The sequence below is a fragment of the Bacillus sp. AR13-1 genome (genome assembly GCF_008042285.1).
Classification (GTDB): Bacteria; Bacillota; Bacilli; order Bacillales; family Bacillaceae_G; genus Bacillus_A; species Bacillus_A mycoides.
The window spans coordinates 1-26,321 of record NZ_QNUA01000001.1 but is presented as its reverse complement, the minus strand read 5'-3'; the positions used below and the strand labels follow the sequence as shown (position 1 = coordinate 26,321).

Annotated in this window: 26 protein-coding genes and 1 pseudogene; 20 read left to right on the top strand and 7 right to left on the bottom strand. The window is 34.9% G+C overall.

What is annotated here, in order from left to right; all coding sequences use genetic code 11:
* Positions 1-20 precede the first annotated feature (20 nt).
* Positions 21-1,736 (top strand): ABC transporter ATP-binding protein, encoded by a 1,716-nt coding sequence (locus DN408_RS00140; protein ID WP_078178553.1) that lies wholly within the window; start codon positions 21-23, stop codon positions 1,734-1,736.
* Between the two features lie 22 nt (positions 1,737-1,758).
* Here DN408_RS00140 and DN408_RS00135 read toward each other — a convergent pair whose 3' ends face one another.
* Both DN408_RS00135 and DN408_RS00130 read right to left on the bottom strand, forming a co-directional pair.
* Positions 1,759-2,091: a YmzC family protein gene (locus DN408_RS00135; RefSeq protein ID WP_080017234.1), complete on the bottom strand. Its 333-nt coding sequence runs from the start codon at positions 2,089-2,091 to the stop codon at positions 1,759-1,761.
* Positions 2,092-2,102: 11 nt separating this feature from the next.
* Complete coding sequence (locus DN408_RS00130) at positions 2,103-2,318, bottom strand: hypothetical protein (protein WP_002121369.1); 216 nt, start codon at positions 2,316-2,318, stop codon at positions 2,103-2,105.
* A gap of 481 nt (positions 2,319-2,799) precedes the next feature.
* Between DN408_RS00130 and DN408_RS00120 the strand changes: the two genes are divergently transcribed.
* The 4 genes from DN408_RS00120 to sspN all read left to right on the top strand — a co-directional run bounded on the left by DN408_RS00120 (position 2,800) and on the right by sspN (position 4,891).
* Entirely contained in the window at positions 2,800-3,375 is a 576-nt protein-coding gene (locus DN408_RS00120) for a TlpA family protein disulfide reductase (RefSeq protein ID WP_002128499.1), read from the top strand.
* Between the two features lie 115 nt (positions 3,376-3,490).
* Positions 3,491-4,438, top strand: coding sequence for a 3'-5' exonuclease (locus tag DN408_RS00115; protein WP_016100849.1), 948 nt, complete (start codon positions 3,491-3,493; stop codon positions 4,436-4,438).
* 131 nt (positions 4,439-4,569) lie between these two features.
* A complete protein-coding gene (locus tag DN408_RS00110) occupies positions 4,570-4,713 on the top strand; it encodes an FbpB family small basic protein (RefSeq protein WP_002014298.1) in 144 nt (47 codons plus the stop codon).
* 43 nt (positions 4,714-4,756) lie between these two features.
* Positions 4,757-4,891, top strand: coding sequence for an acid-soluble spore protein SspN (sspN, locus tag DN408_RS00105; protein WP_000527988.1), 135 nt, complete (start codon positions 4,757-4,759; stop codon positions 4,889-4,891).
* Between the two features lie 76 nt (positions 4,892-4,967).
* Here the strand turns inward: sspN and DN408_RS00100 are convergent, their stop codons facing one another.
* Positions 4,968-6,260 carry a glycoside hydrolase family 18 protein gene (locus tag DN408_RS00100; RefSeq protein WP_002066644.1) on the bottom strand — a complete coding sequence of 431 codons (1,293 nt, stop codon included), beginning with the start codon at positions 6,258-6,260 and terminating at the stop codon, positions 4,968-4,970.
* A gap of 109 nt (positions 6,261-6,369) precedes the next feature.
* Here DN408_RS00100 and DN408_RS00095 point away from each other — a divergent pair, with 109 nt between their 5' ends.
* On the top strand, positions 6,370-6,789 hold the full coding sequence (locus DN408_RS00095) for an acyl-CoA thioesterase (protein WP_002128497.1): 420 nt from the start codon (positions 6,370-6,372) through the stop codon (positions 6,787-6,789).
* Between the two features lie 77 nt (positions 6,790-6,866).
* On the opposite strand, the gene DN408_RS00090 is transcribed toward DN408_RS00095, so the two are convergent.
* Positions 6,867-7,157 (bottom strand): HesB/YadR/YfhF family protein, encoded by a 291-nt coding sequence (locus DN408_RS00090; protein WP_002033558.1) that lies wholly within the window; start codon positions 7,155-7,157, stop codon positions 6,867-6,869.
* A gap of 109 nt (positions 7,158-7,266) precedes the next feature.
* Positions 7,267-7,863, bottom strand: coding sequence for a glycerol-3-phosphate 1-O-acyltransferase PlsY (gene plsY, locus DN408_RS00085; protein WP_002014306.1), 597 nt, complete (start codon positions 7,861-7,863; stop codon positions 7,267-7,269).
* 225 nt (positions 7,864-8,088) lie between these two features.
* On the opposite strand from plsY, the gene DN408_RS00080 reads away from it, so the two are divergent.
* From DN408_RS00080 to DN408_RS00045, 8 genes are all read left to right on the top strand, one after another.
* Positions 8,089-9,945, top strand: a complete 1,857-nt coding sequence (locus DN408_RS00080; RefSeq protein ID WP_002167839.1) for an anaerobic ribonucleoside triphosphate reductase — start codon at positions 8,089-8,091, stop codon at positions 9,943-9,945.
* Positions 9,942-10,394 (top strand): anaerobic ribonucleoside-triphosphate reductase activating protein, encoded by a 453-nt coding sequence (gene nrdG, locus DN408_RS00075; RefSeq protein WP_002128495.1) that lies wholly within the window; start codon positions 9,942-9,944, stop codon positions 10,392-10,394. Before DN408_RS00080 ends, nrdG begins: the two co-directional genes overlap by 4 nt.
* Before the next feature lie 18 nt (positions 10,395-10,412).
* The gene (locus DN408_RS00070; RefSeq protein ID WP_002087776.1) at positions 10,413-11,090 is read left to right on the top strand and encodes a response regulator transcription factor; all 678 of its coding nucleotides are present in this window, start codon (positions 10,413-10,415) and stop codon (positions 11,088-11,090) included.
* A gap of 203 nt (positions 11,091-11,293) precedes the next feature.
* Positions 11,294-12,535: a S1C family serine protease gene (locus tag DN408_RS00065; RefSeq protein WP_002185182.1), complete on the top strand. Its 1,242-nt coding sequence runs from the start codon at positions 11,294-11,296 to the stop codon at positions 12,533-12,535.
* 79 nt (positions 12,536-12,614) lie between these two features.
* Positions 12,615-13,028 (top strand): CoA-binding protein, encoded by a 414-nt coding sequence (locus DN408_RS00060; RefSeq protein WP_002014313.1) that lies wholly within the window; start codon positions 12,615-12,617, stop codon positions 13,026-13,028.
* 378 nt (positions 13,029-13,406) lie between these two features.
* A complete protein-coding gene (gene parE, locus DN408_RS00055) occupies positions 13,407-15,371 on the top strand; it encodes a DNA topoisomerase IV subunit B (protein WP_002014314.1) in 1,965 nt (654 codons plus the stop codon).
* Between the two features lies 1 nt (position 15,372).
* A complete protein-coding gene (gene parC, locus DN408_RS00050; protein WP_002014315.1) occupies positions 15,373-17,796 on the top strand; it encodes a DNA topoisomerase IV subunit A in 2,424 nt (807 codons plus the stop codon).
* Between the two features lie 435 nt (positions 17,797-18,231).
* Positions 18,232-19,263, top strand: coding sequence for an oxidoreductase (locus tag DN408_RS00045; RefSeq protein ID WP_147739908.1), 1,032 nt, complete (start codon positions 18,232-18,234; stop codon positions 19,261-19,263).
* Positions 19,264-19,319: 56 nt separating this feature from the next.
* Here DN408_RS00045 and DN408_RS00040 read toward each other — a convergent pair whose 3' ends face one another.
* Positions 19,320-19,763 carry a VOC family protein gene (locus DN408_RS00040; protein WP_002128490.1) on the bottom strand — a complete coding sequence of 148 codons (444 nt, stop codon included), beginning with the start codon at positions 19,761-19,763 and terminating at the stop codon, positions 19,320-19,322.
* Between the two features lie 59 nt (positions 19,764-19,822).
* Between DN408_RS00040 and DN408_RS00035 the strand changes: the two genes are divergently transcribed.
* Positions 19,823-20,791, top strand: a complete 969-nt coding sequence (locus DN408_RS00035) for a helix-turn-helix transcriptional regulator (protein WP_050000648.1) — start codon at positions 19,823-19,825, stop codon at positions 20,789-20,791.
* A gap of 95 nt (positions 20,792-20,886) precedes the next feature.
* On the opposite strand, the gene DN408_RS00030 is transcribed toward DN408_RS00035, so the two are convergent.
* Positions 20,887-21,480: a TetR/AcrR family transcriptional regulator gene (locus DN408_RS00030; protein WP_147739907.1), complete on the bottom strand. Its 594-nt coding sequence runs from the start codon at positions 21,478-21,480 to the stop codon at positions 20,887-20,889.
* A 164-nt stretch (positions 21,481-21,644) separates the two neighbouring features.
* Here DN408_RS00030 and DN408_RS00025 point away from each other — a divergent pair, with 164 nt between their 5' ends.
* From DN408_RS00025 to DN408_RS00005, 5 genes and pseudogenes are all read left to right on the top strand, one after another.
* On the top strand, positions 21,645-22,538 hold the full coding sequence (locus DN408_RS00025) for an ABC transporter ATP-binding protein (protein ID WP_016120619.1): 894 nt from the start codon (positions 21,645-21,647) through the stop codon (positions 22,536-22,538).
* On the top strand, positions 22,531-23,337 hold the full coding sequence (locus tag DN408_RS00020) for an ABC transporter permease subunit (protein ID WP_002087759.1): 807 nt from the start codon (positions 22,531-22,533) through the stop codon (positions 23,335-23,337). Before DN408_RS00025 ends, DN408_RS00020 begins: the two co-directional genes overlap by 8 nt.
* Before the next feature lie 209 nt (positions 23,338-23,546).
* Positions 23,547-24,079, top strand: a pseudogene (locus tag DN408_RS00015) (RNA polymerase sigma factor).
* Between the two features lie 12 nt (positions 24,080-24,091).
* Positions 24,092-25,090 (top strand): anti-sigma factor, encoded by a 999-nt coding sequence (locus DN408_RS00010; RefSeq protein ID WP_078178699.1) that lies wholly within the window; start codon positions 24,092-24,094, stop codon positions 25,088-25,090.
* A gap of 17 nt (positions 25,091-25,107) precedes the next feature.
* Positions 25,108-26,145, top strand: a complete 1,038-nt coding sequence (locus tag DN408_RS00005) for an LCP family protein (RefSeq protein WP_002142691.1) — start codon at positions 25,108-25,110, stop codon at positions 26,143-26,145.
* The last annotated feature ends 176 nt before the right edge of the window (positions 26,146-26,321 follow it).

The following is a 26,321-nucleotide window of genomic DNA, read 5'->3' as shown; positions in this document are numbered from 1 at the left end:
TTATGTACAGAGGGAAAGGGATGAAACCATTTGGTTTCATCCCTTTCCTTTTATTATGCAAAATTGGGGGAATGACAATGAATGAGTATAGAAGAATAATGTTGCCGCTGTTGCAAGAAAAGCTATTGCTAATTAGTGCGATTTGTAGCGGAATAGTAGCTGCCATTTTAAATTTATCCCGTCCGCTATTTATGGGGCTAATTGTAGATAACATTATTCAGCGGGAGTTAAAAGGTACGTATGTATATATTGCTTTGTTTGCGGGGAGTCGATTTTTGATGTGGGTGAACAATCTGTTATTTGATTATGTAAGCTCAAAAGTAAGTCAGCGAATATTACGAGAGAAGCGTATAGATGTATTACGTCATTTTTTCTTATTACCGTTTGAAGAAAGTGAGAAGGTAAAACAAGGGGAGTTAGAAACATTAGTCGTTTCTAATATTCCGAATTGGGTAAGGTTATATGGATCTATATTAATAGAATACATCCACGCCATTGCACAATTTATTGGTGCGTTCATAGCTCTACAACATATCGATGTACAGTTCATATGGTGGATAACCCCGTTTTTATTTTTAAGTGCAATTGTTCCAATGCTTATGGGGGGGAAAGTAAGAAATATTGCAAGTATTGCTCAAAAAAATCAATCAAGTGTTGTAGAGATGATGTCACAGTTTGTAAAAGGTATACAAGATTTACGTAGCTTACAAAAAGAAAAATGGGCAATTCATTTGTTTAAAGGAGTGACGGCACAATCTTATAAAACAGAAGTAAGGAAGACGATGATACAACATTGTATTGGGATAGTTGGAACGGTAATAGAAACAGGAGCATATATAGTTGTTCTTATTATAGGAGCAAAAAAAATAATAAAAGGGGATATGGAAGTCGGTTCGCTTGTGGCGGTATTAGCTACAATTGAGATGTTATTTTTTCCTGTTCGTTATGCAAGTGATTTATTAATGATGACACAAGTTGCTATTGCTTCGGCAAATCGAGTTTTTTGTTTTTTAAATATAGGAGCTGAATACAGAAATGTAGAGAAAGCGATGGGAATGAGATTAACAAATGTTTCATTTCAAGAGAACGTCGAAGAGAGATGTAGAATTAAAAATATTCATTTGCAAATTAATCCTGGTGAACTCGTCATTATTGTAGGAGAAAGTGGTGCAGGAAAAACAACGCTTTTAAAATTAATAACGGGTGTGTATAAACCATCTAACGGTAGCATTGTTTATTATGGTAATGGGGCTCGTATGACTACAGTGTGGCAAGAATCTCGTTTCTTTCGGACGACAATAAAAGAGAATATGTATTTCGGTGAAGAGTATTTAGAAAACCAGTTAGCAAAAAATATTGAACTTGTAAATGTGAAGCCGATTATTAGGGATTTACCTGAAGGGATTCAAACTGTACTACATAAAAGCGGTGAAGAGTTTTCGGGAGGAGAGAGAAAACGTCTTGCGTTATTGCGAGCGATTGTATCAAATCCGAATCTTATTATTTTAGATGAACCGACTGCGGGATTAGATCCGAGCAATCAAGAAGTGGTTTGGAATATGCTTAAAGGGCTAGGGGGGAATGTAACGAGAATTGTGACGACACATGATGTAGAGAATGCGATGATAGCGGATCGGGTGGTTGTTATGAATAATGGGAGTATTGTGGAATGTGGGGATCCTAGAGAATTATTAAATTGTAAGTCATTGTTTAAAGAGATGCTAATAAAAAGATAAGAGCTACATAGCGCTCTTATCTTTATTCACTCTTATTAAGTTGATACGTATAAGACTCAGGATCGTTAGTACTAAACTCTTTTACTAGAGTAAGTTGATTTGTATCCGGATTATACTTGAAAATCTTGACTATACGTTCGCTACTTAGTGATGGATTATATTCTTGAATAGCAAATGTATTTTCAGCAATCTGTGTCATATTACTGGTGGAAATATTTTCTATGGAATCATGATTTGTAGAAATTTCAACGACTCGCTCACCGTTGAAAAATAAAAGAACGATTACTAAAATAACTAAACATATGCGTATATAGCGAAGTTCTTTACTAATAGGGTGTTCTCCCAAAACAATCATCCTTTCTGTAACTATTGTATAGTAGTGGTGGTAGTCATCGTGAAGAAACTAAGAATACCGAGACCAGCTAAAAGGATAAATGAGATTAAAGCGATATAGAGACAAATACGTCCCACTTGCTTTTTTTCAGGATCTTTACTGAAGAGCGAGATGATCCAAGTGATAATCCCGATTGGTGAAAATATAAAACTAAGAATATATAATAGTATTTTTTCAAATAAATTCATAAAAATCCCCCTTTTTGAAAGCTCTACATGTGCAGTTTTCTTCGTATTAGCGCTGCTGTTATGTAGGAAAGTACAGAATAAACAGCACTATAAACAATCCAAGCGTCTAAGTTTTGTAAAGCTAGGTGTATATTAAATTTAGAGACGATAATGAAAAATATAAGTGGAACAGTAAAAGAAATAATAATTGCAGCCCATTTGAATTTGTATAGTAAGGTGCTAAAAAAAATACAAAGTAATGGTAAAGTGAAAAAAACAAAAGTGAAAGGGTTGATAAGTAATTGTAAAATACATATCAACTCGCAAGTTTTGTATTTATTTCTAATTATATGATAAAAAGGGAAATATTTCATCTGGACTATAAATATTCTAACTATTTCGACTGTGAATATTTCCAAGCTTGTCCGTATAAGCTAAAATAAGGTATATAGTATTTTGGTGATTATGTAATAAGAAGATAAACACGTAAGGGTGATATAATATGTGGCGGAAGCTTACCATTATTGTAGTGTTACTTTGTTTAGCGGGATATGCAGCTTATGAACAGTTTGGTAAAGAGGATCAAGTAATGCAAGAAAAGCCTGCCAAAAGTGAAGCTGCTATGAAAGAGATTTTCGCAAGGAACGGTATTGAAATTGGAAAGAGCGCACCAGATTTTGAATTAGCAAAGATAGATGGAACGAATGTAAAGTTATCCAATTTAAAAGGAAAGAAAGTTATTTTAAACTTTTGGGCAACGTGGTGTGGGCCTTGTCAGCAAGAAATGCCTGATATGGAGGCCTTTTATAAAGAACATAAAGAAAACGTAGAAATTTTAGCTATAAACTATACTCCTTCAGAAAAAGGAGGGGGAGAAGAAAAGGTAAGGAACTTCGCTAAAGAAAAAGGAATTACTTTTCCTATTTTATTGGACAAGAACATTGATGTGACAACAGCGTATAAAGTAATTACCATTCCAACTTCTTATTTTATTGATACAGAAGGTGTCATTCAAGATAAGTTCATTGGACCGATGACGCAAAAAGAGATGGAGAAACGGATTGCTAAATTAAAATAACGGTGAAAAGGTAGAGGTGGAAAGTTACCATTTCTGCCTTTTCTTTTTCACGTAGTGATAGCAGCGTGTTATGATAAAAGAAATATAAACGTTTAGAGGTAAAGGAGTGTTTGGAGTGGGGAATATATCCTTACCGTTAGATTATGTTGTAATTGATTTTGAAACAACAGGATTTAACCCTTATAATGATAAAATTATTCAAGTCGCAGCAGTGAAATATCATAATCATGAACTAGTAGATCAATTTGTTTCCTATGTGAATCCAGAGCGTTCAATTCCGGACCGAATAACGAGTTTAACAGGTATTACAAATTATCGTGTTTCAGATGCACCGACGATTGAAGAAGTATTACCTTTATTTTTAGCATTTTTACATACAAATGTTATTGTCGCTCATAATGCATCTTTTGATATGCGTTTTTTAAAAAGTAATGTAAATATGCTTGGACTACCTGAGCCTAAAAATAACGTTATTGATACTGTGTTTTTAGCGAAAAAATATATGAAGCATGCGCCTAATCATAAACTTGAAACGTTAAAACGAATGCTTGGAATTCGATTAAGTTCTCATAATGCATTTGACGACTGTATTACGTGTGCGGCTGTTTATCAAAAATGTGCAGCGGTTGAAGAAGAAGGAAAAAGAAAAGCGAATAAGGAAGTACTTGATGAAACAGCGGTATTTGAAGCAGTAAAAGAAATGCTTGTACGAAATAAACGTGATATTGAGTGGATTCGTTGTATGAATGTTGGGAGTTATTTAGATATAAAAGCCTTTTACCCAATTATAAGGTTAAAGGTCAAAGGGCGAAAGAAATATGTGTTAACAGAAAAAATGGAAGACGATGTAAGAGAAATTTGTACGAGCTTAACATACGAGGCAGCATTGAAAAGTGAGATTGGCAACACGAGAATTATGATTGACAGTGTAGAGGACATTTTGAAGCTAGAGAGCTACATTGTAGCAGAATACGATTCTGTATTACGAGCGCTGGATGAATATAGAGCAAATAAAGTAAATGCGGATGAAGAAATTAAAAAATATTTAAATACGATGGTGTAAAAAATCCCATGTGCAATATATGCGCATGGGATTTTTTATCAAAACATAAAATTTTCTTACAAATCTGATTAAAGAGTTTTTCATTTGCTCATACTATGTAATAAGAAAGCGTAGAAGAAAGGGTGAGCAACATGAGAAGAAGTCGCCGTAGATCGTTTGAAGAACTTGTAAATGAAAATAAACAACAATTATTAAGCGATCGTGATGCAATGGATCGAATTGAAAAACGAATTGAAAAACGTTATGAAATGAAACTTTTTAAGCAGGCTGAATAATTCTTAACACTAGTACGATACTAGTGTTAAGGAGGCGATAGTAATGGGTAATCCGAAAAAGAATTCAAAAGACTTTGCACCAAATCAAATTGGAACACAATCGAAAAAAGCTGGTGGCAACAAAGGAAAGCAAATGCAAGACCAAACTGGCAAACAACCAATTGTTGATAACGGTTAAAAAAAGGAGAATGTCATCATTCTCCTTTTTGTGTGTTTGGATAATATTATAAAAATATTTAAAAAGCGGACTTTCGTCAGCCTTTTTTCGTAATTGTAAAGTTTTCAACGAGTAAACGCCAATTTTGTGGGAATGGTAGACCGATCTTCCAGTAACTAATACCGCCAATGCCTTGTTCTTTCATTAAATTGAATTTACTTTGAATAGACCTCGAATCTTCAAACCAAACCTCGTGTTGTACGCCGTTTTCATCAAAGTAATTAAAATGTGGAGCTTGGGCTGTGAAATCATAGCGGATAGGAACATTGTATTTACGAGCAAGTGCAACAGCTGCGACAGAGCTAACTGCTTTTGCGGGTGGGTTCCCTTGTTTGAAAGGGAGTTTCCAATCAAATCCATATAAATTTTGCCCCATCATAATTTTTTGTGGGGGCATTTGAGATTTTGCATATTGAAGTACTTCTTTTACAGGACCAATAGGGGAAATCGCCATCGGTGGTCCACCTTGCCAACCCCAGTCGTATGTCATAATGACGACGAAATCAACAATTTGTCCTTGTGCTTTATAATCGTGAGCCTCAAAAAATTTCCCTTTTTGATTTGAGCTCGTTTTCGGTACAAGTGTTGTACTTAATGTGTACCCGCTAGGTAATCGTGTTTTCACATTTCGTAAAAAACGATTATACGCTTCGCGATCTTCAGGTGCCACACTCTCGAAATCGAAATGAATGTCTCGCATGCCATATTTTTCAGCTGTTTGCAAAATGTTAGTAATAAACTTGTTTTGAATTGTTGCATCGCGTAAAATAACCGAGGTCAGATCGGCACTGAAATTTCCATTTTCAATATTTGTAATAACGAGCATAGGGATGGTGTTACCTTGCGTTGCAATATTAGCGATTTTCGCTGTTTCCGTCGGTTCTTTTAAAGTGCCGTCTCTTTTTGCTTCAAAGCTGAAGTAGGCTAAATATGTTAAAAATGGATTAATAGCACGTGTAGCATTTACTAAACTTTCTTTTATCGGTATTGTTGAAGGCTGTAAATAAGCAATGGATTCTACTGCTCGTTTTGTTCCTTTCGGTATATATAATTGCTGTCCGACATGGAGAATAGATTTTAATGAAAGGTTATTAACTTTAGCTAAACTGGCGAGAGGGACGTTATACGTTTGAGAAATTCGATAAAGGCTGTCACCTGGCTGTACATAATAATTATTGCCTTTTGTATTAACGATAAGTGCCTGACCAACAACGAGTGTTTCAGCTGGATTTAGTCCATTGTCTTTTACAATTTCTTCAGGTGTAGATCCGTACTTTGATGCTAAACCATAAACACTATCACCGCTACGAACAGTTACAATTTGGATCATGTGCTTGCCCCTTTCGGTAAAAGATTCACTGTTTTTATTTTATTTTTGATTCCTCTGTATTATGATTAAATGTATGCAAGGTAGCAGAAGTGAAAGAAGGCGAATAGAAATGTTTGTAGCAGAACATGAAGTTGAAATCCGCTATGCGGAAACAGACCAGATGGGTGTTGTTTACCATTCAAACTATTTAGTGTGGCTAGAACTTGGGCGCACTAAACTTATACAAGAATTAGGATTTTCATATGTTGAAATGGAGAAAGAGGGAATTATTTCTCCTGTATTAGACTTGCAAATTTCATATCGTAAAGCGATGCGTTACGGAGAAAAAGCTATTGTGAAAACGTGGGTTGATACTGTGAGCCCGCTCCGCGTTGTATATGGATATGAAATTTATAATGGTGATGGCGAACTTTGTATTACTGCAAGCACGACGAATATTTGTGCGAAAAAAGAAGGGTTCCGCCCTGTATCATTTAAAAAATTATATCCTGAGTGGTATGCGAAATATGAGGAAATTAAAAAGAAATAAAGTGAAACTTTAATCAGTGGGGGTCTTACTACCCGCAAATAGCGGGATAAAAAAAGCGTGGCAGAAGCCACGCTTTTTTATTTTTCATAATTAAATTGAGGGAAATCATCACCGTCGTTAAGTGTAACTAATAAATTATGTCCATCGAAGAACCACTCATCATCGCCTTCAATAAAGAAGTTAATACCTTCTTCTTGAGTTTGAACAGCAGGGTGCGCAGGGTCATCTTTACGAATACCTAAAGAAAGTCCTTTTTGCACAGTACTGCAACCGCCGTATTGTACGAAAAGGCGGATTGTTTCACCCGATTGTAAGTTTAATTCGTTTTTATACCATTGTGCTGCTTCTTTTGTTACGGAAAGATTCATGTATAGTTCCTCCAAATTATGTTGCTTTTTCTTTTAGTATAAAAAATAACGCAAAAAGACGCTATTAATATGCTTCACGTTTTCTTTTTGCGTTATGTGGGTTACGATCTTATTTTTGCTTTTTTGAAAAGTTTGCTTTTGGTTCAGTTTTATTTATAATTCGTCCGATATTTGCACGGTGTTTATAAATAACCATACCTGCTAATAAACACATCGCAATAATGAAGATTTTATCCCCGCTAACAATGGATGCAATAACAGCAACGACAGCTGTTATCATAGAAGAAAGTGATACGTATCTTGTTGTAAATAAAAGGCTGAAAAAGACAACAGCTAATATTGCAAAAACAACTGGTGAATAGCATAATAGCACCCCAGCAGAAGTTGCAACTGCTTTCCCCCCGCGGAATTTTGCGAAGATCGGATAGACATGTCCAAGAACAGCGGCTAATCCAAACCATAGTGGGTGAATATCTGACCCGAAAATAATCGGTAGACCTGTTGCTAATGTACCTTTTAAAATGTCAGCAATTGTTACGATAAAACCTGCTTTTTTCCCTAATGTACGGAATGTATTTGTTCCGCCTAGATTACCGCTTCCATGCTCACGAATGTCGATTCCATAACCAATTTTTCCAACGACTAATGCAAATGGAATCGAACCGAGTAGATAGGCAACGATAAATAAAAGATATGTAATAACCATGAGTTCAGTCTCCTTTATACAAATGTGTTGATAAAGGGTAAAAAGAGTTTTTCCCATTTATTGTACCATACATTTGTAAAGAGCACATTTCTTTTTTATAAATGAAAAAGTCATTAATTTTTAAAAAAACTTTCACAGGAATGTTACATTTTTCACAGGAACAGAAGAACTATATGTTGTATGATTTTAATCAAAAGACAACAACATGTTGGTGGAGGGTTATGAATGTTGAAACAAAATGTACGTGGAGAAGAATTAATGAAAGTATTTGAGACAATTATCCACGGTAATGAACAAGATTTAATGCAGGAAAATGCAAATGTAGATGGTCGATCTCCAATGGGAGTAATGGGAACGTTCGCATCTGAGAGCGCAAAGTATTATGCAGTAGAAAAATTATTATCAGATCAAGTGAAAAAAGCGATAGATCAAAATATATTATATCCACATGATTTAGATTTTTATGCAACAGGAACGACGACTTGTTCGCAAATTCCGTTAGCGCAAATGCTAGCTAACGGTTTTCATACTGGACATGGACATATGAGACAACCGCAAGACATTAAAAGTGCGTTGGCGCTTTCTTCAATTATTTTTCAGGCGAATCAAAATATGCAGCACGGTGGTCAATCGTTTGCACTCTTTGATATTGATTTAGCTCCATATGTGAGAAAAACAGTAAAGAGACATAAAAAACGACTACAGTCATATCCGCTTACGAAAGAACAAATAGAGGAATTTGCATGGAAAGAGACAGAAAATGATACGTATCAGGCGTGTGAGGCTTTCGTTCATAATTCAAATAGTATGCATAGTAGGGGCGGGGGACAAGTACCATTTATTTCTATTAACTACGGAACAGACACATCGAAAGAGGGAAGACTTTTAATTAAGCAACTTTTAAAAGCGACGCAAGCTGGACTTGGTAAAGGAGAAACACCGATTTTTCCTATTCAAATTTTCAAAATGAAAAAAGGGGTGAACTTTGAAGAGTGTGATCCGAACTATGATTTATTTGAATTAGCGTTAGAAACGACCGCTGAGCGATTATTCCCTAACTTTTCGTTTTTAGATGCTCCATTTAATGCAGTGCACTATGATGGACGACCTGAAAGTGAAGTATGTTACATGGGATGTCGCACTCGTGTTATGTCTAATATACATGGAGAAGAAACGGCAATAGGAAGAGGTAATCTGTCGTTTACTTCTATTAATTTAGTGAAATTAGGGCTAATTAGTGGATCGAAAGAAGCGTTTTTTGAAGCGCTAAGTTATTATTTAGATTTAGGCGTTAAGCAATTATTAGAGAGATTTGCTTATCAATGTACAAAGAGAGCAAGAGATTTTCAGTTCTTATATTCACAAGGTGTATGGCGCGGTGGAGAGACGTTACAACCTGAAGATGCTGTGGCACCGATTTTAAAACAAGGGACGTTAAGTCTTGGTTTTATCGGTCTTGCAGAATGTTTAGTAGCGTTAACTGGAAAGCATCATGGAGAAAATGAAGAATCGTGGAAGCTTGGATATGAAATTATTTCCTTTATGAGAGAGAGAATGGATAAGGCGATGGAAGAACATCAACTCAATTTCTCTGTAATTGCAACGCCGGCAGAAGGGTTATCAGGAAAGTTTGTGAAAAAAGATAGAGAAGAATTTGGTGTAATTAGCGGTGTGACAAATCATAATTATTATACAAATTCGTTCCATGTACCGGTGTATTACAATATTCAAGCGATAGATAAAATTCGATTAGAAGGACCGTTCCACGCTCTTTGTAATGGCGGACATATTACGTACATTGAACTAGATGGTGCAGCTGTGCATAATCAAAAAGCGTTAAAGCAAATTGTACAAGCGATGGCGCAGTACGGAGTGGGGTACGGTTCAATTAACCATCCTGTTGATCGTTGTAAGTGCTGTAGTTATCATGGCATTATCGGGAATGAATGTCCGAGTTGCGGGAATGAAGATGAGAATGAAATAGAAAGAATTCGCCGCATAACAGGATATCTTGTTGGAGATATGTCAAAGTGGAATAGCGCGAAACGTAGTGAAGAGATGGATCGGGTGAAGCATAAATGAAAGTTATGAATATCATTCATGATAGTGTAGTAGATGGAGAAGGATTGCGGACAGTCGTGTTTTTTGCGGGCTGTCCGCATCGTTGTATCGGTTGCCATAATCCGAAATCATGGAATGTTTGCAATGGAACTGAAATGACGGTAGAAGAAATTGTGAAAGAGATTGAAAAAAATTCATTAACCGATGTAACATTTTCAGGCGGAGATCCATTTTTTCAAGCTGCTGAAGTGAAAAAAGTAGCAAAAGCAGTGAAGGATTTGAGAAAAAATCTATGGATTTATACAGGTTACAGGTTAGAAGAGATACAGAGTGCTCAAAATAATGATATGATAGAATTGTTACATTATGGGGATGTTTTGGTCGATGGAAGATTTGAACTTGATAAAAAAGATTTAACACTTCCATTTCGCGGAAGCTCCAATCAACGTATTATTCGATTGAAAGAGTAAAAAGGCGGGATAGGTTATATGAATAAAACAGTATTACTTGTTGAAGATGAAAGAAGATTACGTGAAATTGTTAGTGATTATTTTCGTAATGAAGGCTTTGAAGTAATCGAAGCGGAAGATGGAAAAAAAGCGCTAGAATTATTTGCTGAACATACAATTGATTTAATTATGTTAGATATTATGTTACCAGAAATAGATGGTTGGTCTGTTTGTAGACGAATTAGAAAAGAGTCAGCGGTACCAATTATTATGCTGACAGCACGTTCTGATGAGGATGATACACTACTAGGCTTTGAACTAGGTGCAGATGAGTATGTAACAAAACCTTTTAGTCCGAAAGTGTTAGTAGCTCGTGCAAAGACGTTATTGAAACGTGCGGATGGAGCGGTAGGAGTATCAGAAGAAAATACTATGTCTTTAGCTGGAATAGAAGTGAATCGACTATCTAGAACAGTTTTAGTAGATGGTGAAGAAATTATATTGACACATAAGGAGTTTGAACTTCTTGTTTATTTAATGGAGAACAAAGGAATTGTGTTGTCACGTCAACATTTATTAGATCAGTTATGGGGATATGATTACTACGGTGATGACCGAACGGTTGATACACATATTAAAAAACTGCGAAATAAGCTAGGAGATAAGGCGAAACATATCGGCACTGTTATTCGAGTAGGTTACAAATTCGAAGAATAACCTTTAATTTACTATGCATCCCGGCTTTGGGATATAGCAAATTTACACTCTCCTTTGTAGGTGGAATGTACAAAAAATACTTTTCTTGTCTACAATGGTAGATAGGAGTATTTTTTTAATTGGATTTCACGATGAGTTCACAAGAAGGACACAAAATGTGACTATACTGAAAGTACGAATTCACCAGGGAGGGGAAATAAAACATGGGATATTACGACGGACCGAATTTGAATGAAGAGCATAGTGAAACGAGAGAAGTGAAAAAATCAGGTAGTAAAAAAGGATATTTTTTCACAGGTTTAGTTGGAGCTGTAGTCGGGGCGGTTTCGATTAGTTTTGCAGCACCGTACATGCCATGGGTGCAAAATAATGATGCAGCTGTTTCGTCATTCAATTCTAATAAACAAGTAGAAGGAACTGTAGTTCCAGTTGTAAATAAAGCGAAAAATGAAACTGATTTACCGGGAATGATCGAAGGCGCGAAGGATGTTGTTGTAGGTGTTATTAATATGCAACAAAGTGTTGATCCATTTGCAATGCAACCGACAGGCCAAGAGCAACAAGCTGGCTCAGGATCAGGTGTTATTTATAAAAAAGCAGGAAATAAAGCGTATATTGTAACGAACAACCATGTAGTAGATGGAGCAAATAAACTTGCTGTAAAACTAAGTGATGGTAAAAAGGTAGATGCAAAGCTTGTAGGGAAAGACCCTTGGTTAGATTTAGCGGTTGTAGAAATTGATGGATCTAATGTAAATAAAGTTGCCACTTTAGGTGATTCAAGTAAACTTCGTGCGGGTGAAAAAGCGATTGCAATCGGTAACCCACTAGGGTTTGATGGAAGTGTAACAGAAGGTATTATTAGTAGCAAAGAACGTGAAATTCCAGTAGATATTGATGGCGATAAGCGTGCAGATTGGAATGCTCAAGTTATTCAAACAGATGCAGCGATTAACCCAGGTAATAGTGGTGGTGCGTTATTTAACCAAAACGGTGAAATAATTGGGATTAATTCAAGTAAAATTGCACAACAAGAAGTTGAAGGAATTGGATTTGCTATTCCAATTAATATTGCAAAGCCAGTTATTGAATCCCTTGAAAAAGACGGAGTAGTGAAACGTCCAGCTCTTGGAGTAGGTGTCGTTTCATTAGAAGATGTGCAAGCTTATGCAGTAAATCAATTAAAAGTGCCAAAAGAAGTAACAAATGGAGTTGTATTAGGTAAAATCTATCCAATATCACCAGCGGAAAAAGCTGGTTTAGAGCAATATGATATAGTAGTAGCGTTAGATGATCAAAAAGTAGAGAATTCACTTCAATTCCGTAAATATTTATATGAAAAGAAAAAAGTAGGCGAGAAAGTAGAAGTTACATTCTATCGCAATGGCCAAAAAATGACGAAAACAGCTACATTAGCAGATAATTCAGCTACAAAGAATCAATAATCGGAATAAAAGAAAGTCTCTTTCATGTTGAAAGAGACTTTCTTTATCGGATATACTAAAGGAATAGGAGGGATAAATTATGATAATTGAAAACCCAACTCGTACGGAAATTGGTGAAGTATTAAAGAAAAGTAAAACGATTGCAGTTGTTGGATTATCAGATAAGCCAGAACGCACATCGTATATGGTTTCAAAAGCAATGCAAGATGCTGGGTACCGCATTATTCCAGTAAATCCAACAGTAGATGAAGTACTCGGAGAAAAGGCAGTTTCTTCACTGACGGATATTAAAGAACATGTTGATATTGTAAATGTGTTTCGTCGCTCAGAATTTTTAAAGGATGTTGCGAAAGAGTTTGTAGAGATTGATGCAGATGTTTTCTGGGCACAATTAGGAGTACAAGATGAAGATACATATAAACTTTTACAAGAAAAAGGCTACACAGTAATAATGGATCGTTGCATTAAAGTAGAGCATGTAATGACAAAATAGTATAGATTTTAAAGATAGAAAGATTGATTCAGCCCTCACTTTTTACATAAGTAGGGCGGATGAACGAGGTGTTCATCATGAGATTTTTTAAAGGCTGTTTTTGGGGATTGTTACTTGTTATCCCATTTTGGATATTGATCATTTGGATCATGATAAAGGTTTGGAATGTATAATGTTGGAATACATATCCATTTCTCGTTGACAAACGATTATTTTTCTGAAATAGTAGCCTAGAGGAATCCTTGTGAAAAAAAACAAGGATTTTTCTATTGAAAATAGTATATAAAAGAGATAAGATAACTTGCCAAAACTATAGTCGAGGCGTTATTCTATAATAGAAACATATGTTCTGATTTGATTAGGAAAGGGGCAAGGAGTTTGGCGAAGCATCAGTTCCAATATAATGAAGATGCAATCCAAGTGTTAGAAGGACTTGAAGCCGTTCGAAAACGCCCGGGTATGTATATCGGGAGTACGGATAGCCGTGGATTGCATCATTTAGTATATGAAATAGTAGATAACTCCGTTGATGAAGCATTAGCGGGATTTGGCGACGAAATTTCTGTCGTAATACATAAAGATAATAGTATTAGCGTAATTGATAAAGGGCGAGGAATGCCTACGGGAATGCATAAGCTTGGAAAGCCGACACCTGAAGTTATTTTAACTGTACTTCATGCTGGTGGTAAGTTTGGCCAAGGAGGCTATAAAACGAGTGGTGGTTTACACGGTGTTGGGGCATCAGTTGTAAACGCCTTATCAGAATGGCTAGTAGTAACGATTAAGCGAGATGGTAGCATTTATGAACAACGCTTTGAAAATGGTGGTACTCCTGCAACGACGTTAGAGAAAATCGGGAAAACGAAAGAGTCTGGTACAACGATGCACTTCAAACCAGATACAACTATTTTCAGCACAACAAATTATAATTATGAAACATTATGTGAGAGATTACGTGAATCTGCATTCTTATTAAAAGGAATGAAAATCTCGATAAAAGATGAACGTAATGATTTAGAAGATGTGTTTCATTATGAAACAGGAATTGAGGCTTTCGTTTCATACTTAAACGAAGAGAAAGATTCGATTCATCCAGTTGTATATTTCTCGGGTGAGCAAAATGGAATTGAAGCAGAGTTAGCGTTTCAGTTTAATGATGGTTACTCAGAAAACATTCTTTCGTTTGTAAATAATGTACGTACAAAAGACGGTGGTACACACGAAGCTGGATTTAAAACAGCAATGACACGTGTGTTCAATGAGTATGCTCGTAAAGTTTCTTTATTAAAAGAAAAAGACAAAAATTTAGAGGGTACAGATATTCGAGAAGGATTAGCTTCGATTGTTTCTGTACGTGTACCAGAAGACGTACTCCAGTTTGAAGGGCAAACGAAAGGGAAACTAGGTACAAGTGAAGCTCGTTCTTCAATTGATGCAATTGTATCTGAGCATTTAGCTTACTTTTTAGAAGAAAACCCGGATGTAGCTACACTTCTTGTGAGAAAGGCAATTAAAGCAGCACAAGCACGTGAGGCTGCTCGTAAAGCGAGAGAAGAAGCGCGTACTGGTAAGAAGAAGAAAAAATCAGAAGGTACTTTAAGCGGGAAGTTAACACCTGCACAATCACGTAATCCTCAGAAAAACGAATTGTATTTAGTAGAGGGTGACTCGGCTGGTGGTTCAGCAAAGCAAGGGCGAGATCGTCGTTTCCAAGCGGTACTACCATTACGTGGTAAAGTAATTAACACGGAAAAAGCAAAGCTTGCTGATATTTTTAAGAACGAAGAGATCAATACGATTATTTACGCAATTGGCGGAGGCGTAGGGAATGAGTTCGCTGTTGAAGATATTAACTACGATAAAGTTGTTATTATGACCGATGCAGATACGGATGGAGCACATATTCAAGTGTTACTACTGACGTTCTTCTACCGTTATATGAAACCACTTATTGAAGCTGGTAAAGTATTTATCGCACTTCCACCTTTATATAAAGTAAGTAAAGGAAAAGGGAAAAGTGAAGTAATTGAATATGCATGGTCTGATGAAGAATTAGGTGATGTAACGAAAAAGGTCGGTAAAGGCTACATGTTGCAGCGCTATAAAGGACTTGGCGAAATGAATGCCGATCAATTATGGGAAACAACGATGAACCCTGAAACACGTACGTTAATCCGTGTGAAAATTGACGATGCATCAAGAGCTGAGCGCCGAGTTACGACATTGATGGGGGATAAAGTAGAACCTCGCCGTAAATGGATTGAGCGTAATGTACAATTTGGTATGCAAGAAGAAGGAAATATTTTAGAAAATGAAATGATTATGGAGACGGAGGTGGAATAACATGCAGGCAGAGAAGTTTCATGACCTCCCGCTTGAAGACGTGTTAGGTGACCGCTTTGCACGTTATAGTAAATATATTATTCAAGACCGCGCGCTTCCAGATGCGCGTGACGGTTTAAAACCGGTACAAAGACGTATTTTATATTCTATGTATGTAGAAGGAAACGTACATGATAAAGCGTTTCGTAAATCAGCTAAAACAGTAGGTAATGTTATCGGTAATTATCATCCACATGGTGATTCCTCTGTATATGAGGCGATGGTCCGTTTAAGTCAAACTTGGAAAGTACGTAATGTTTTAGTTGAAATGCACGGAAATAACGGTAGTGTTGATGGGGATCCAGCAGCGGCAATGCGTTATACGGAAGCACGTTTATCACCAATCGCATCTGAGTTATTACGTGATCTTGATAAAGAAACAGTAGAATTCGTGTCAAACTTTGATGATACGAGTGAAGAACCTATTGTATTACCGGCAATGTTCCCGAACTTATTAGTGAACGGATCTACAGGGATTTCCGCTGGTTATGCAACAGAAATTCCACCGCATCATCTTGGAGAAGTAATTGATGCTACAATTATGCGTATCGATCAACCGAATAGTTCTGTGGAGGACTTGTTAACAGTTATTAAAGGACCAGATTTCCCTACAGGTGGTATTATACAAGGGATAGATGGCATTAAAAAAGCGTATGAAACAGGTAAAGGTAAAATTATTATTCGCGGAAAAGCAGAGGTTGAAACGATTCGTGGCGGGAAGCAACAAATCGTTATTACAGAAATTCCGTACGAAGTAAATAAAGCGAATCTTGTTAAGAAAATGGATGAATTACGTATAGATAAAAAGCTAGATGGAATTGCTGAAGTACGTGATGAGACAGATCGTACAGGTCTTCGTATCGTTGTAGAATTAAAAAAAGAAGCGAATGCTGAAGGTATTTTAAATTATTTATATAAAAATACAGATTTACAAATTCCATACAACTTTAATATGGTAGCGATAAATAATCGTCGTCCGACACTTATGACATTACCTAAGATTTTGGATGCATATATTGGACATCAGAAAGAAGTTGTTACAAGACGCTCACAATATGAATTAAGAAAAGCAGAAAATCGTCAGCATATTGTAGAAGGTTTAAAGAAAGCATTATCAATTTTAGATGAAGTGATTGAAACGATCCGTGGGTCTAAAGATAAGCGTAATGCGAAAGATAATTTAAGTGCGAAATTTGGATTTACAGAGGCGCAGTCAGAAGCAATTGTTTCACTGCAATTATATCGTTTAACAAATACAGATATTACAGCGCTAGAGCAAGAAGCAGCGGAACTTAGTAAGAAAATTATAGAGTTACAGTCAATTTTACAAAGTGAAAAAAGACTTTTTCAAGTTATTAAAACAGATTTGAAGAGAGTAAAGAAAACATATAGTGATAATCGCCGTGCGATAATTGAAGAGGAAATTGAAGAAATTAAAATCGATGTGGAAGTTATGATTCCGCAAGAAGATGTCATCGTTACTGTAACGAAAGAAGGCTATGTGAAACGAACAGGTTGGCGTTCGCATAATGCATCGAACGGGAAATACTTCGGTATGAAAGAGGGTGACATCTTACTTGAGCGTTTCGATACAAACACGACAGAAACCGTTCTTTTATTTACGAACAAAGGAAATTATATTTATCTTCCTGTGTATGAAATGCCAGAAATTCGTTGGAAAGATTTAGGTCAACACGTTGCGAATCTTGTTTCACTCGAGCGAGATGAATCGTTAATTTGGGCAACAGTCGTACCGAATTTTGAAGAAGAAAAACGATTTATCGTATTTGTTACACGAAACGGTATGATTAAGAAAACAGAATTAAACCAATATAAAGTGCAGCGTTATTCACGGGCATTCGTTGCTGTAAACTTGAAAAAAGATGATGAAGTTGTTGATATATTTGCGACAGATGGGACAAGTGATATTGTTCTTGCAACACATGGTGCATATGCACTTGTATTCAATGAAGAAGAAGTAAGTCCAGTTGGTGTCAGAGCAGCTGGTGTGAAAGCAATTAATTTAAAAGAAGATGACTATGTTGCTTCTGGTAAACCGTTAAATGGTGAAAAAGATCAACTTATTCTCGTTACGCAGCGAGGTGCTGTGAAACGTATAAAGGCATCGGAAATTGAGAAATCAACGAGGGCGAAGCGAGGCCTTGTAATTTTTAAAGAGTTAAAACGTAATCCGTACCGCATTGTCGGTATTGAAATTGTTCGAGATGATGAATTAGTTTACATGAAGACAGAGAAACACATTGTAGAAGAAATTGATCCGAAAGCGTTTCGAAATAAAGACCGGTATAGTAATGGTAGTTTAGTACTAGATGTTAATGATACTGGTGAAGTAATTGAAACGTGGACAAAGAAAAGAACGGAATAAAGTGAAACTTTAATCAGTGGTTTTTTTTCCATCCCCTACTGATTATTAGCCTTCACCAATCGGGCTTTTACGGGCAGTTGGTCTCCCGCCTAACTTCCCTCGCCTTCGCCTTATTTTGAGGTGGGAGTCTTACTGCGCGTTAATGCGGGATAAAGGGAGCATCTTGCTATGAATGATAGCAAGATGCTTTTTTCTAAGCAAATCATTATGTATATAAAAATAATCTTGTTATAATAATGAAATGAAATCGTTCTCATAAAGTGAAACTTTAATCAGTGGGAATTTTCTTTATCGGAATTTTTTATTACCACTGATTATAGTTGAACCAATCGGGCTTTTACGAGCAGTTGATTCCTCACCTAATTTCTTTGCTTTCGCTGAATTTTGAGTTAGGAATCTTACTGCCCGTTAAAGCGGGACAAATGGAGGGGCAACATGAAAAAAATAGGTGTAGGGATTGTAGGATTTGGATTTTCTAGTACAACATTTCACATCCCGTTATTACAAACGATAGAAGAATACGATATTCGTGCTATTTTATCATCAAAAGAAGAAGTAGTGAAACAAGCATTAACAAATGCTGAAGTTGTTGGTACAATTGATGAATTAGTAAATCGAGCTGATATTGACTTAGTGGTCATTACTTCGCCGAATACAACCCATTTTCCATATGTAAAAGAAGCAATTGTACACGGTAAGCATGTTGTTGTGGAAAAACCATTCGTTGTTTCAATTGAAGAAGGAGAAGAACTTATTTCATTAGCGAACCGACATAATGTCGTTTTAAGTGTGTATCATAATCGTCGTTTGGATAATGATTTCTTAACGATAAAGAAATTATTACAAGAAAAAAGAATAGGGAATGTATACGCATATGAAGCGCATTTCGATCGTTTCCGCCCACATGTACGCGATCGCTGGAGAGAAAAGAACTTACCAGGATCAGGTATATTATATGATTTAGGATCGCATTTAATTGACCAAGCATTATCATTATTTGGGAAACCAGATGCGATAAGCGCAGATGTAATAAAGCAACGACCAGGTGCAGAAGTGGATGATTACTTCCATGTTGTACTTCACTATGGAGTGAAGCGCGTTATTTTACATAGTAGCAGTTACGTAAAGCAAGCTGGACCACATTTTACACTGCATGGAGATAAAGGCTCTATCGTGAAATATGGTATGGATTCACAGGAAGAACAATTAAAGACTGGAATGAAGCCAGGGGATAATGGTTATGGAGCAGACTCTGAAGAGAATTTTGCTACTTTAGAAACAGAAGAAAGCTTAGATCGTATTCCAACAGAAGTCGGCTGCTATGACATGTATTATAAAGGCGTGCGAGATAGCATATTAAATGGTGAAAAGCTACCTGTAACTGCTCAAGAAGGTTTAGACGTTATTAAATTGATTCAATTGGCGACTGAGAGTAGTGAAACGGGTAGAGTCATTGCGGTAAAATAAAAAAGACACGAATTTCGTGTCTTTTTTATTAGGAACATATGAATATGACTCATTATTTAGTTTAATCGTTTATCATACATTAACTGGATTTGTATGCCGAAAGGATCTTCAATAATACCATATGCTTCACTAAATATATTTTTTTCTAATGGAGAGATTATTTTCACATGCTTATCGGAAATTAAATTATTATAAAATCTTTGTATTTCTTCTAAATTAGCACTTTGAATGCAAAGTGACATGTTATTTCCAACGCTATAACGTTCAGTAGGGTTCATTGTATCTTCGGCTATCATTAGCTTTGTATTCCCAATTTGTAAAACAGAGTGGGCAATATGATCTTTATTTTCATTTGTAATTTCAAAAGAACTATCTCTTTTGGCCAGTTCTTCATACGTAACAATCATTAACTTCTTGGCTTCTAAATTACGTGTATAAAAATTAATTGCCTCCTTTGCTTGCCCATCCATTGAAAGAAAAATAGCTATTTCTAATGTCATAAATATATAACTCCTTTATTAGTTAATAATTATAATATAGACTAAAAAGGTTTCAATACATGACACCTTTTATGGAGGGAAATATGAAAAAAACTGAACGAATAAATGATATGCTTATTTTCTTAAATAATAAAAGATATTTTAATTTAAAAGATTTAATGGTTAGATATGATATTTCTAAAAGTACCGCTCTACGAGATATTCAATCATTAGAAGAAATAGGTGTACCAATATATTCTGAACTAGGTAGAAATGGAAGTTATAAAATTATAGAAAATAGTGTGTTATCACCAATATATTTTAGTGTGGATGAAATGTATGCGTTATACTTTTCGATTCTTACATTAAATGGATACAAAACAAAGCCATTTAATATAGAAAGTATTGCGCTTGAAAATAAATTTAAACATGTATTACCTGATAATGTGAGTAAAAACATTTCAATCATGGAACGAACGCTTTCCTTTGAAGTAACAAATCATAGTAACTTTAGTCCGTTCTTAAAAGAACTTTTACAGGGGATTTTTGCTGAACGGGTTTATCGTTTAACATATTTGAAAAAAGATGAGGAGAAAGCATTGGTCGCCCAATTTATTCGAATAGAATCTAAATTTGGACAGTGGTATGCTAAAATTTTTAATTTTGAGACAAGTAATGTTCAAATAATTAGATGTGATAAAATTCTCTCTATTATGGAAACAAGCAATACTAATCCAAAAAAGCTCGAAGAACTATTAAGTTATCTTACTACTTTTCACAGAAAGCCTGATGCAATTGATTTTATTGTCATTGTTAATCAAGAAGGAAAAGACATTTTTGATAAAGAGAATTATCCTTCCATGAGGATACAAAAAGAAAAAGAAAATTACATTATAACAGGCTATTTTAACAAGAAAGAAATTGATTTTATTTCAAGTTATTTTTTGAATTTCGGAAAAACGATTATCTCAATTCAGCCTGTCGTGCTGAAAGATTTAATCTATAATAAGGTAGTATCTATAAAACATCATTTAACTTCTTTGAGATAAAGTTAGTTTTAATAATTCTTTTCGACATGAAAAAGCCCTTGAGATTTAAATATCCAAAGGGCTTTTTTATGATTTTGTTTGTTCTTTAGAAAAAATTATTTTTCTGGGACGGAAAGTCCATAAAAAAACATCGTAACTACATCTTGTATATGTTTTTCTCGATCTCCTTCAAGAAGCTGTGCCCCGAAATCATCACCTAATTTAGTGAACATTTGAATGTAAAGTAACATCATTTCTTTTGAAAGGTGTGGATTAATTTCATTTTTGCGCTGTGCTTGTTCTAATATTTCTAAATACCAAGGCAAGATTTTTTCGTTTTGATAACTATAAATAAATTCTCGGAGCGCTTCGTCTCTTTGCATCATTTGTAGTAACATATCAGGCTGAAATACCCCCCCAGTATTCATTTTTCTTACAATCATTTTTTGCATCATATCATGAAAAGTTAATTTTTCTTCTGCAAGCTCTTTATAATATTGAAATTCAGATATTATAAATTCTTGTATAAGTTCCCTAAATAACGCATCTTTACTTCCGAAATGATTATAAATTGTCACTTGAGAAACGTTTGCTTTTTTTGCAATATGTTCTATTTTCACTTCATTAAATCCACGTTCTGAAAATAATTTAAAGGCCGCATCCTTAATGGCACGTTTTTTCTTTTCTTTCACTTTTTCAAAGCCGTTCAATACAATCACCTCATTTAAAATATACAAGAAAAAATAATTGAAAACAATATTTTTGAAATATGGACGTATAAATATTTCAAAAAGTTGTTGCGAATATGAAAGATGAGGAGTACAATAATTTTGAAATATCACATGTTAAATATTTCAAAAAATGAGGTGGGTTTATGATTTCAGTTCAAAATGTCACAAAACAGTTTTCAAATGGAAAAGGCTTGTTTGATATTACATTTGAAGTGAAAGAAGGAGAAGTTTTTGGCTACTTAGGACCAAATGGTGCTGGGAAATCAACAACGATTCGTAATTTAATGGGATTTATAAAACCGACGGCTGGTAAAGCGACAATTTTCGGATTAGATTGTTGGGAAGATGCTGCGAAAATTCAAAGAGAAGTTGGCTATTTACCAGGAGAGATTTCTTTTATTGAAGGAATGAATGGATTAGAGTTTTTAAATTTGATGCAAGGAATGCGTGGGTTAAAAAATATAAAAAGACGAGATGAATTGATAGAACGTTTGCAGTTCGATGTGAAAACACCAATTCGAAAAATGTCTAAAGGAATGAAACAAAAAGTAGGTATAGTTGCGGCATTTATGCATGATCCAGAAGTGTTAATTTTAGATGAACCGACATCAGGACTCGATCCACTTATGCAGCAAGTATTTATAGATTTAATATTAGAAGAAAAGCAAAGAGGAAAAACAATCCTTATGTCATCGCACATTTTTACTGAGATTGAGAGAACTTGTGACAGAGTGGCTATAATTAAAGATGGTCGCCTTGTAACGGTTGAAAATATTCATGATTTACAAAGCTTGAGACGACAGGTAATAGATGTAACCGTATCATCTCAAGAAGAAATTGAGTCTCTTAAACAATGTGATTTGCAATTTGAAGGAGTGAAAGCTAGAGAGGCGTCAATTATTGTGCAAGGAAACTATCAAACTGTTTTACAAATACTTTCAAACTATAATGTAACTGCACTTCAAACGAGAGCGACGGATTTAGAACATTTATTTATGCATTATTACGAGAAGAAAGAAGGGGTAAAGCATGAATAAACAACTATTTTTAGCTAGTTTGAAAGAAACGAAAAAAAGTATATTGAGCTATGCTACTGGTGCAGCTCTTTATTTATGGTTATTAATTTGGATATTCCCATCGATGGTTTCAGCCAAAGGTTTAAATGAATTAATAAGTGCCATGCCTGATAGTGTGAAAAAAATTGTTGGAATGGAAAGCCCAATTCAAAATGTAATGGATTTTTTAGCTGGTGAATATTATAGCCTGTTGTTTATTATCATTTTAACAATTTTTTGTGTCACGGTTGCAACGCATTTAATTGCTCGTCATGTAGATAAAGGGGCGATGGCATATTTATTAGCAACACCTGTATCAAGGGTGCAAATTGCAATTACACAAGCTGCTGTTCTCATATTGGGGCTACTAATAATTGTAATTGTTACTTATGTAGCTGGTATATTAGGTGCAGAATGGTTTTTAAAAGATAATAACTTAAATCGAGAATTATTTTTGAAAATAAACATAGTCGGAGGGCTTATATTTTTAGTAGTTAGTGCCTATTCATTTTTCTTTTCTTGTATATGTAATGATGAAAGAAAGGCACTTAGCTACTCAGCCAGTTTAACAATCTTATTTTTCGTATTAGATATGGTAGGGAAATTAAGTGATAAGTTAGAGTGGATGAGAAATATATCTTTATTTACATTGTTTCGTCCGAAAGAAATTGCTGAAGGAACATATAATATATGGCCAGTAAGTATAGGCTTAACTGCTGGAGCGCTTTGTATCTTCATAGTAGCAATTGTAGTGTTTAGGAAGAGGGATTTACCGTTGTAAATTAGAAAGTCCACTTAATTAGTGGGCTTTTTTCGTTTGTAAATTCGAAGGGATATCTTTTAGAGAAACATTTAAGTAGATAGTCAAAATGGAATGTTTACATTTTTTCTTGTAGAAATATTCAAAAAGAAGTGAACCTTTTTCTAGGATACTCCGTCTAATATGTGTAAAGTTTAATTAATAGAGAGGCTGAAACAGGAGGACCAATTGTGAAAGTAATTCCTTTATATAAGATGATTGTAAAAGAAGAAACGGATGTTTCTTTAGCAAAAAAGGGTAATCATGAGGCTTTATGACACTTATACATACAGAAAAAGTAAAGATGTATCGCATTGCGAAGGCGATGTTACGTGATGAGACGAATATAGAGGATGCAATGCAGGCAACAATTTTAAAAGCTTATGAAAATATAAAAAAACTGAAAAAGGAAGAGTTTTTTCAAACGTGGCTAATTAGAATTTTAATAAATGAGTGTAACAATATAATTCGCTCTTATAAAAAAGTAATTGTAATTGAGGATCATGATAGTAATATGGTGGCGTTCGATCGATATGAAGATATTGATCTTTGTAATGCTATTCAGTCTTTAACGGAAGAACTAAGAGCTGTAACTGTACTTTATTATTATGAAGATATGAATCAAGAAAGTATTGCAACGCTTTTAGAAATTCCAAAAGGCACGGTTAAATCAAGATTGTCACGTGCAAGGGAACAATTAGAAGAGCGATTAAAGATGGAGTAGGAGGTGGTTAAAATGGATAAAGAAAAATCATTTGATGAAAAATTAAAAAAGAGAATAGAAAAGGATAATACCGTATTGCCACAGGCACTAAATGAAAAAATTAATGATACACTTCATAATCTTCCTGTAAAAAGAAAGAGTTATAGAGTACATATGATGTTTATTAGTGCCGCTGTTCTAACGCTATCAATTGTATCTATGTCTGAGTTTTCTATACAGAGCTTTGCACAAAATGGAGGGATGTTTAATTACGTAAAGAAGAATGCGTTTTCTGATTATGAGAATGAAGAAGAAATAAAGTCGAACGTCAATTATCCAGATAAGGAGAAGATTCATCAAAAGATGCTTGATTCAATTGATCATTTCCAAAATGTTTCAGGGCAATTCGAAGAATATTCTAGCTCTACAAGAATTGCTACAGCATATAAATATGTGATTGATACGGAGAAACAAAGTGGTATTTCATCTAAAGAAGACAAACTATCGAAAAAAAGCACGATTATTTATAACGAGGACGGAAAAAAAGAGTTTAATGATAAGAATAATACGTATAAAGAGACGAGATGGATCCCTAAAAAAAGAAATAATGAACTATTAAAATTAAGCCCTATGGAAAGGTTGTTGAGAAAATCAGGTGAGAAGAAACGGTATGATGACGAATATGTGGGATTCGCTAAGTACAGTATTCAATCAGAATTTGCTGATCTATTAATTCGATATAAAGATTGGAGTTATAAAGAAACGAAGTATCTTGGACTCGATTGCTACAAAATAGAAGGGGTAATAAACATAGAAATGCCTGTAAGTACATCTGAAGATTTGAGTGGGAAATTTGAAATGGTTGTAGAGAAAAATACGGGGATTATGTTGAAGTTCCTTAGTTTCCATGAAGGTATGATTCAATATTCGATTACGACTGAATGGATACAAATAAACAAAGGATTGAAAGAGAATGTATTTCAAAAGGATAGCACTAATTATGAAAAATTGAAAAACATATTAGATGAATAGAAAACGGAGGGAACTATATGGAGAATACCTCTCCTTCAAGAGAAAAGAAAAATAAACGAAAATATAAAAAGACAACGATCATAAGTGTATTGTTAGGAGTATTACTATTTGGCGGAGTGGGGTATGGTGCTTATGTATATATGAAAACTTCTAATCTCGTACAAAAATCTAATTTGAACTTATCGCGTGGTGAAAAATCAAATTTACGTGAGAAAGCTGTAAAGCCAATTACACACAACGTTTCAATGTTAATTATGGGGATTGATGAAAATCAAGAACGGCAAAAGGGCTATAATGGTGCATTTCATACGGATGCATTATTGTTAGCTACGTTTAATAAAGAAGATAAGACAGTGAAATTAACCAGTATACCAAGAGATACTTATACATATGTTCCAATCGAAAAGAAAAAAGATAAAATAACACACGCATATGGAAGTGGTTTCGTTAAAAACGGAAAGGATGGAGGGCCACAAGCTTCTGTTGAGGCAGTAGAAAAGTTGCTGCAAGTACCGGTAGATTATTTTGTGAAATTTAATTTTGGGTCATTTATTAAAATTGTCGATGGGCTCGATGGTGTTGAGGTAGATGTCCCGGTTGAATTTACTGAACAAAATAGTAAAGATGAACCTGATACGATTCACTTGAAAAAAGGGGTTCAAAAATTAACGGGAGAAGAAGCACTTGCTTTGGCGAGAACTCGTCATATTGATAGTGATGCAATGAGGGGACAGCGCCAACAACTTGTTATTGAGGCGATTTTAAGTAAATTAAAAAGTGTAGGGTCTATTACAAAACTGGAGAAAATGGTTGAGGCCGTCGATGGCGATTTTAAAACAAATTTAGCATTGGATGATATTTTATCTTTTTATAAATATGGTTTAGATTGTTCAGTTGAGAAGATTCAACTGAACGGTGATGATTTATATTTACCAAATGGCCCAAATGGGAAGCGTGTATATTATTATAATCCTAATAAAAAAGACTTGCAAAATTTGAGTAATACACTCAGAACACATCTTGGATTAAGTGAGAAGCAAATTGAGGGAAATTAAAGCGGATGTTATATCTGCTTTTTTTGTTTTTGTAGGAAAGAGATCTCTAGAATATACATTATTTATTAACGACAATCTACAGTCTATTTATTGGAAAGTATCATTAACACTATTAAATTAGTGTATATGTAACGATAATAAATGATGTTAAAAAACTATATGGAATTTTTATGAAT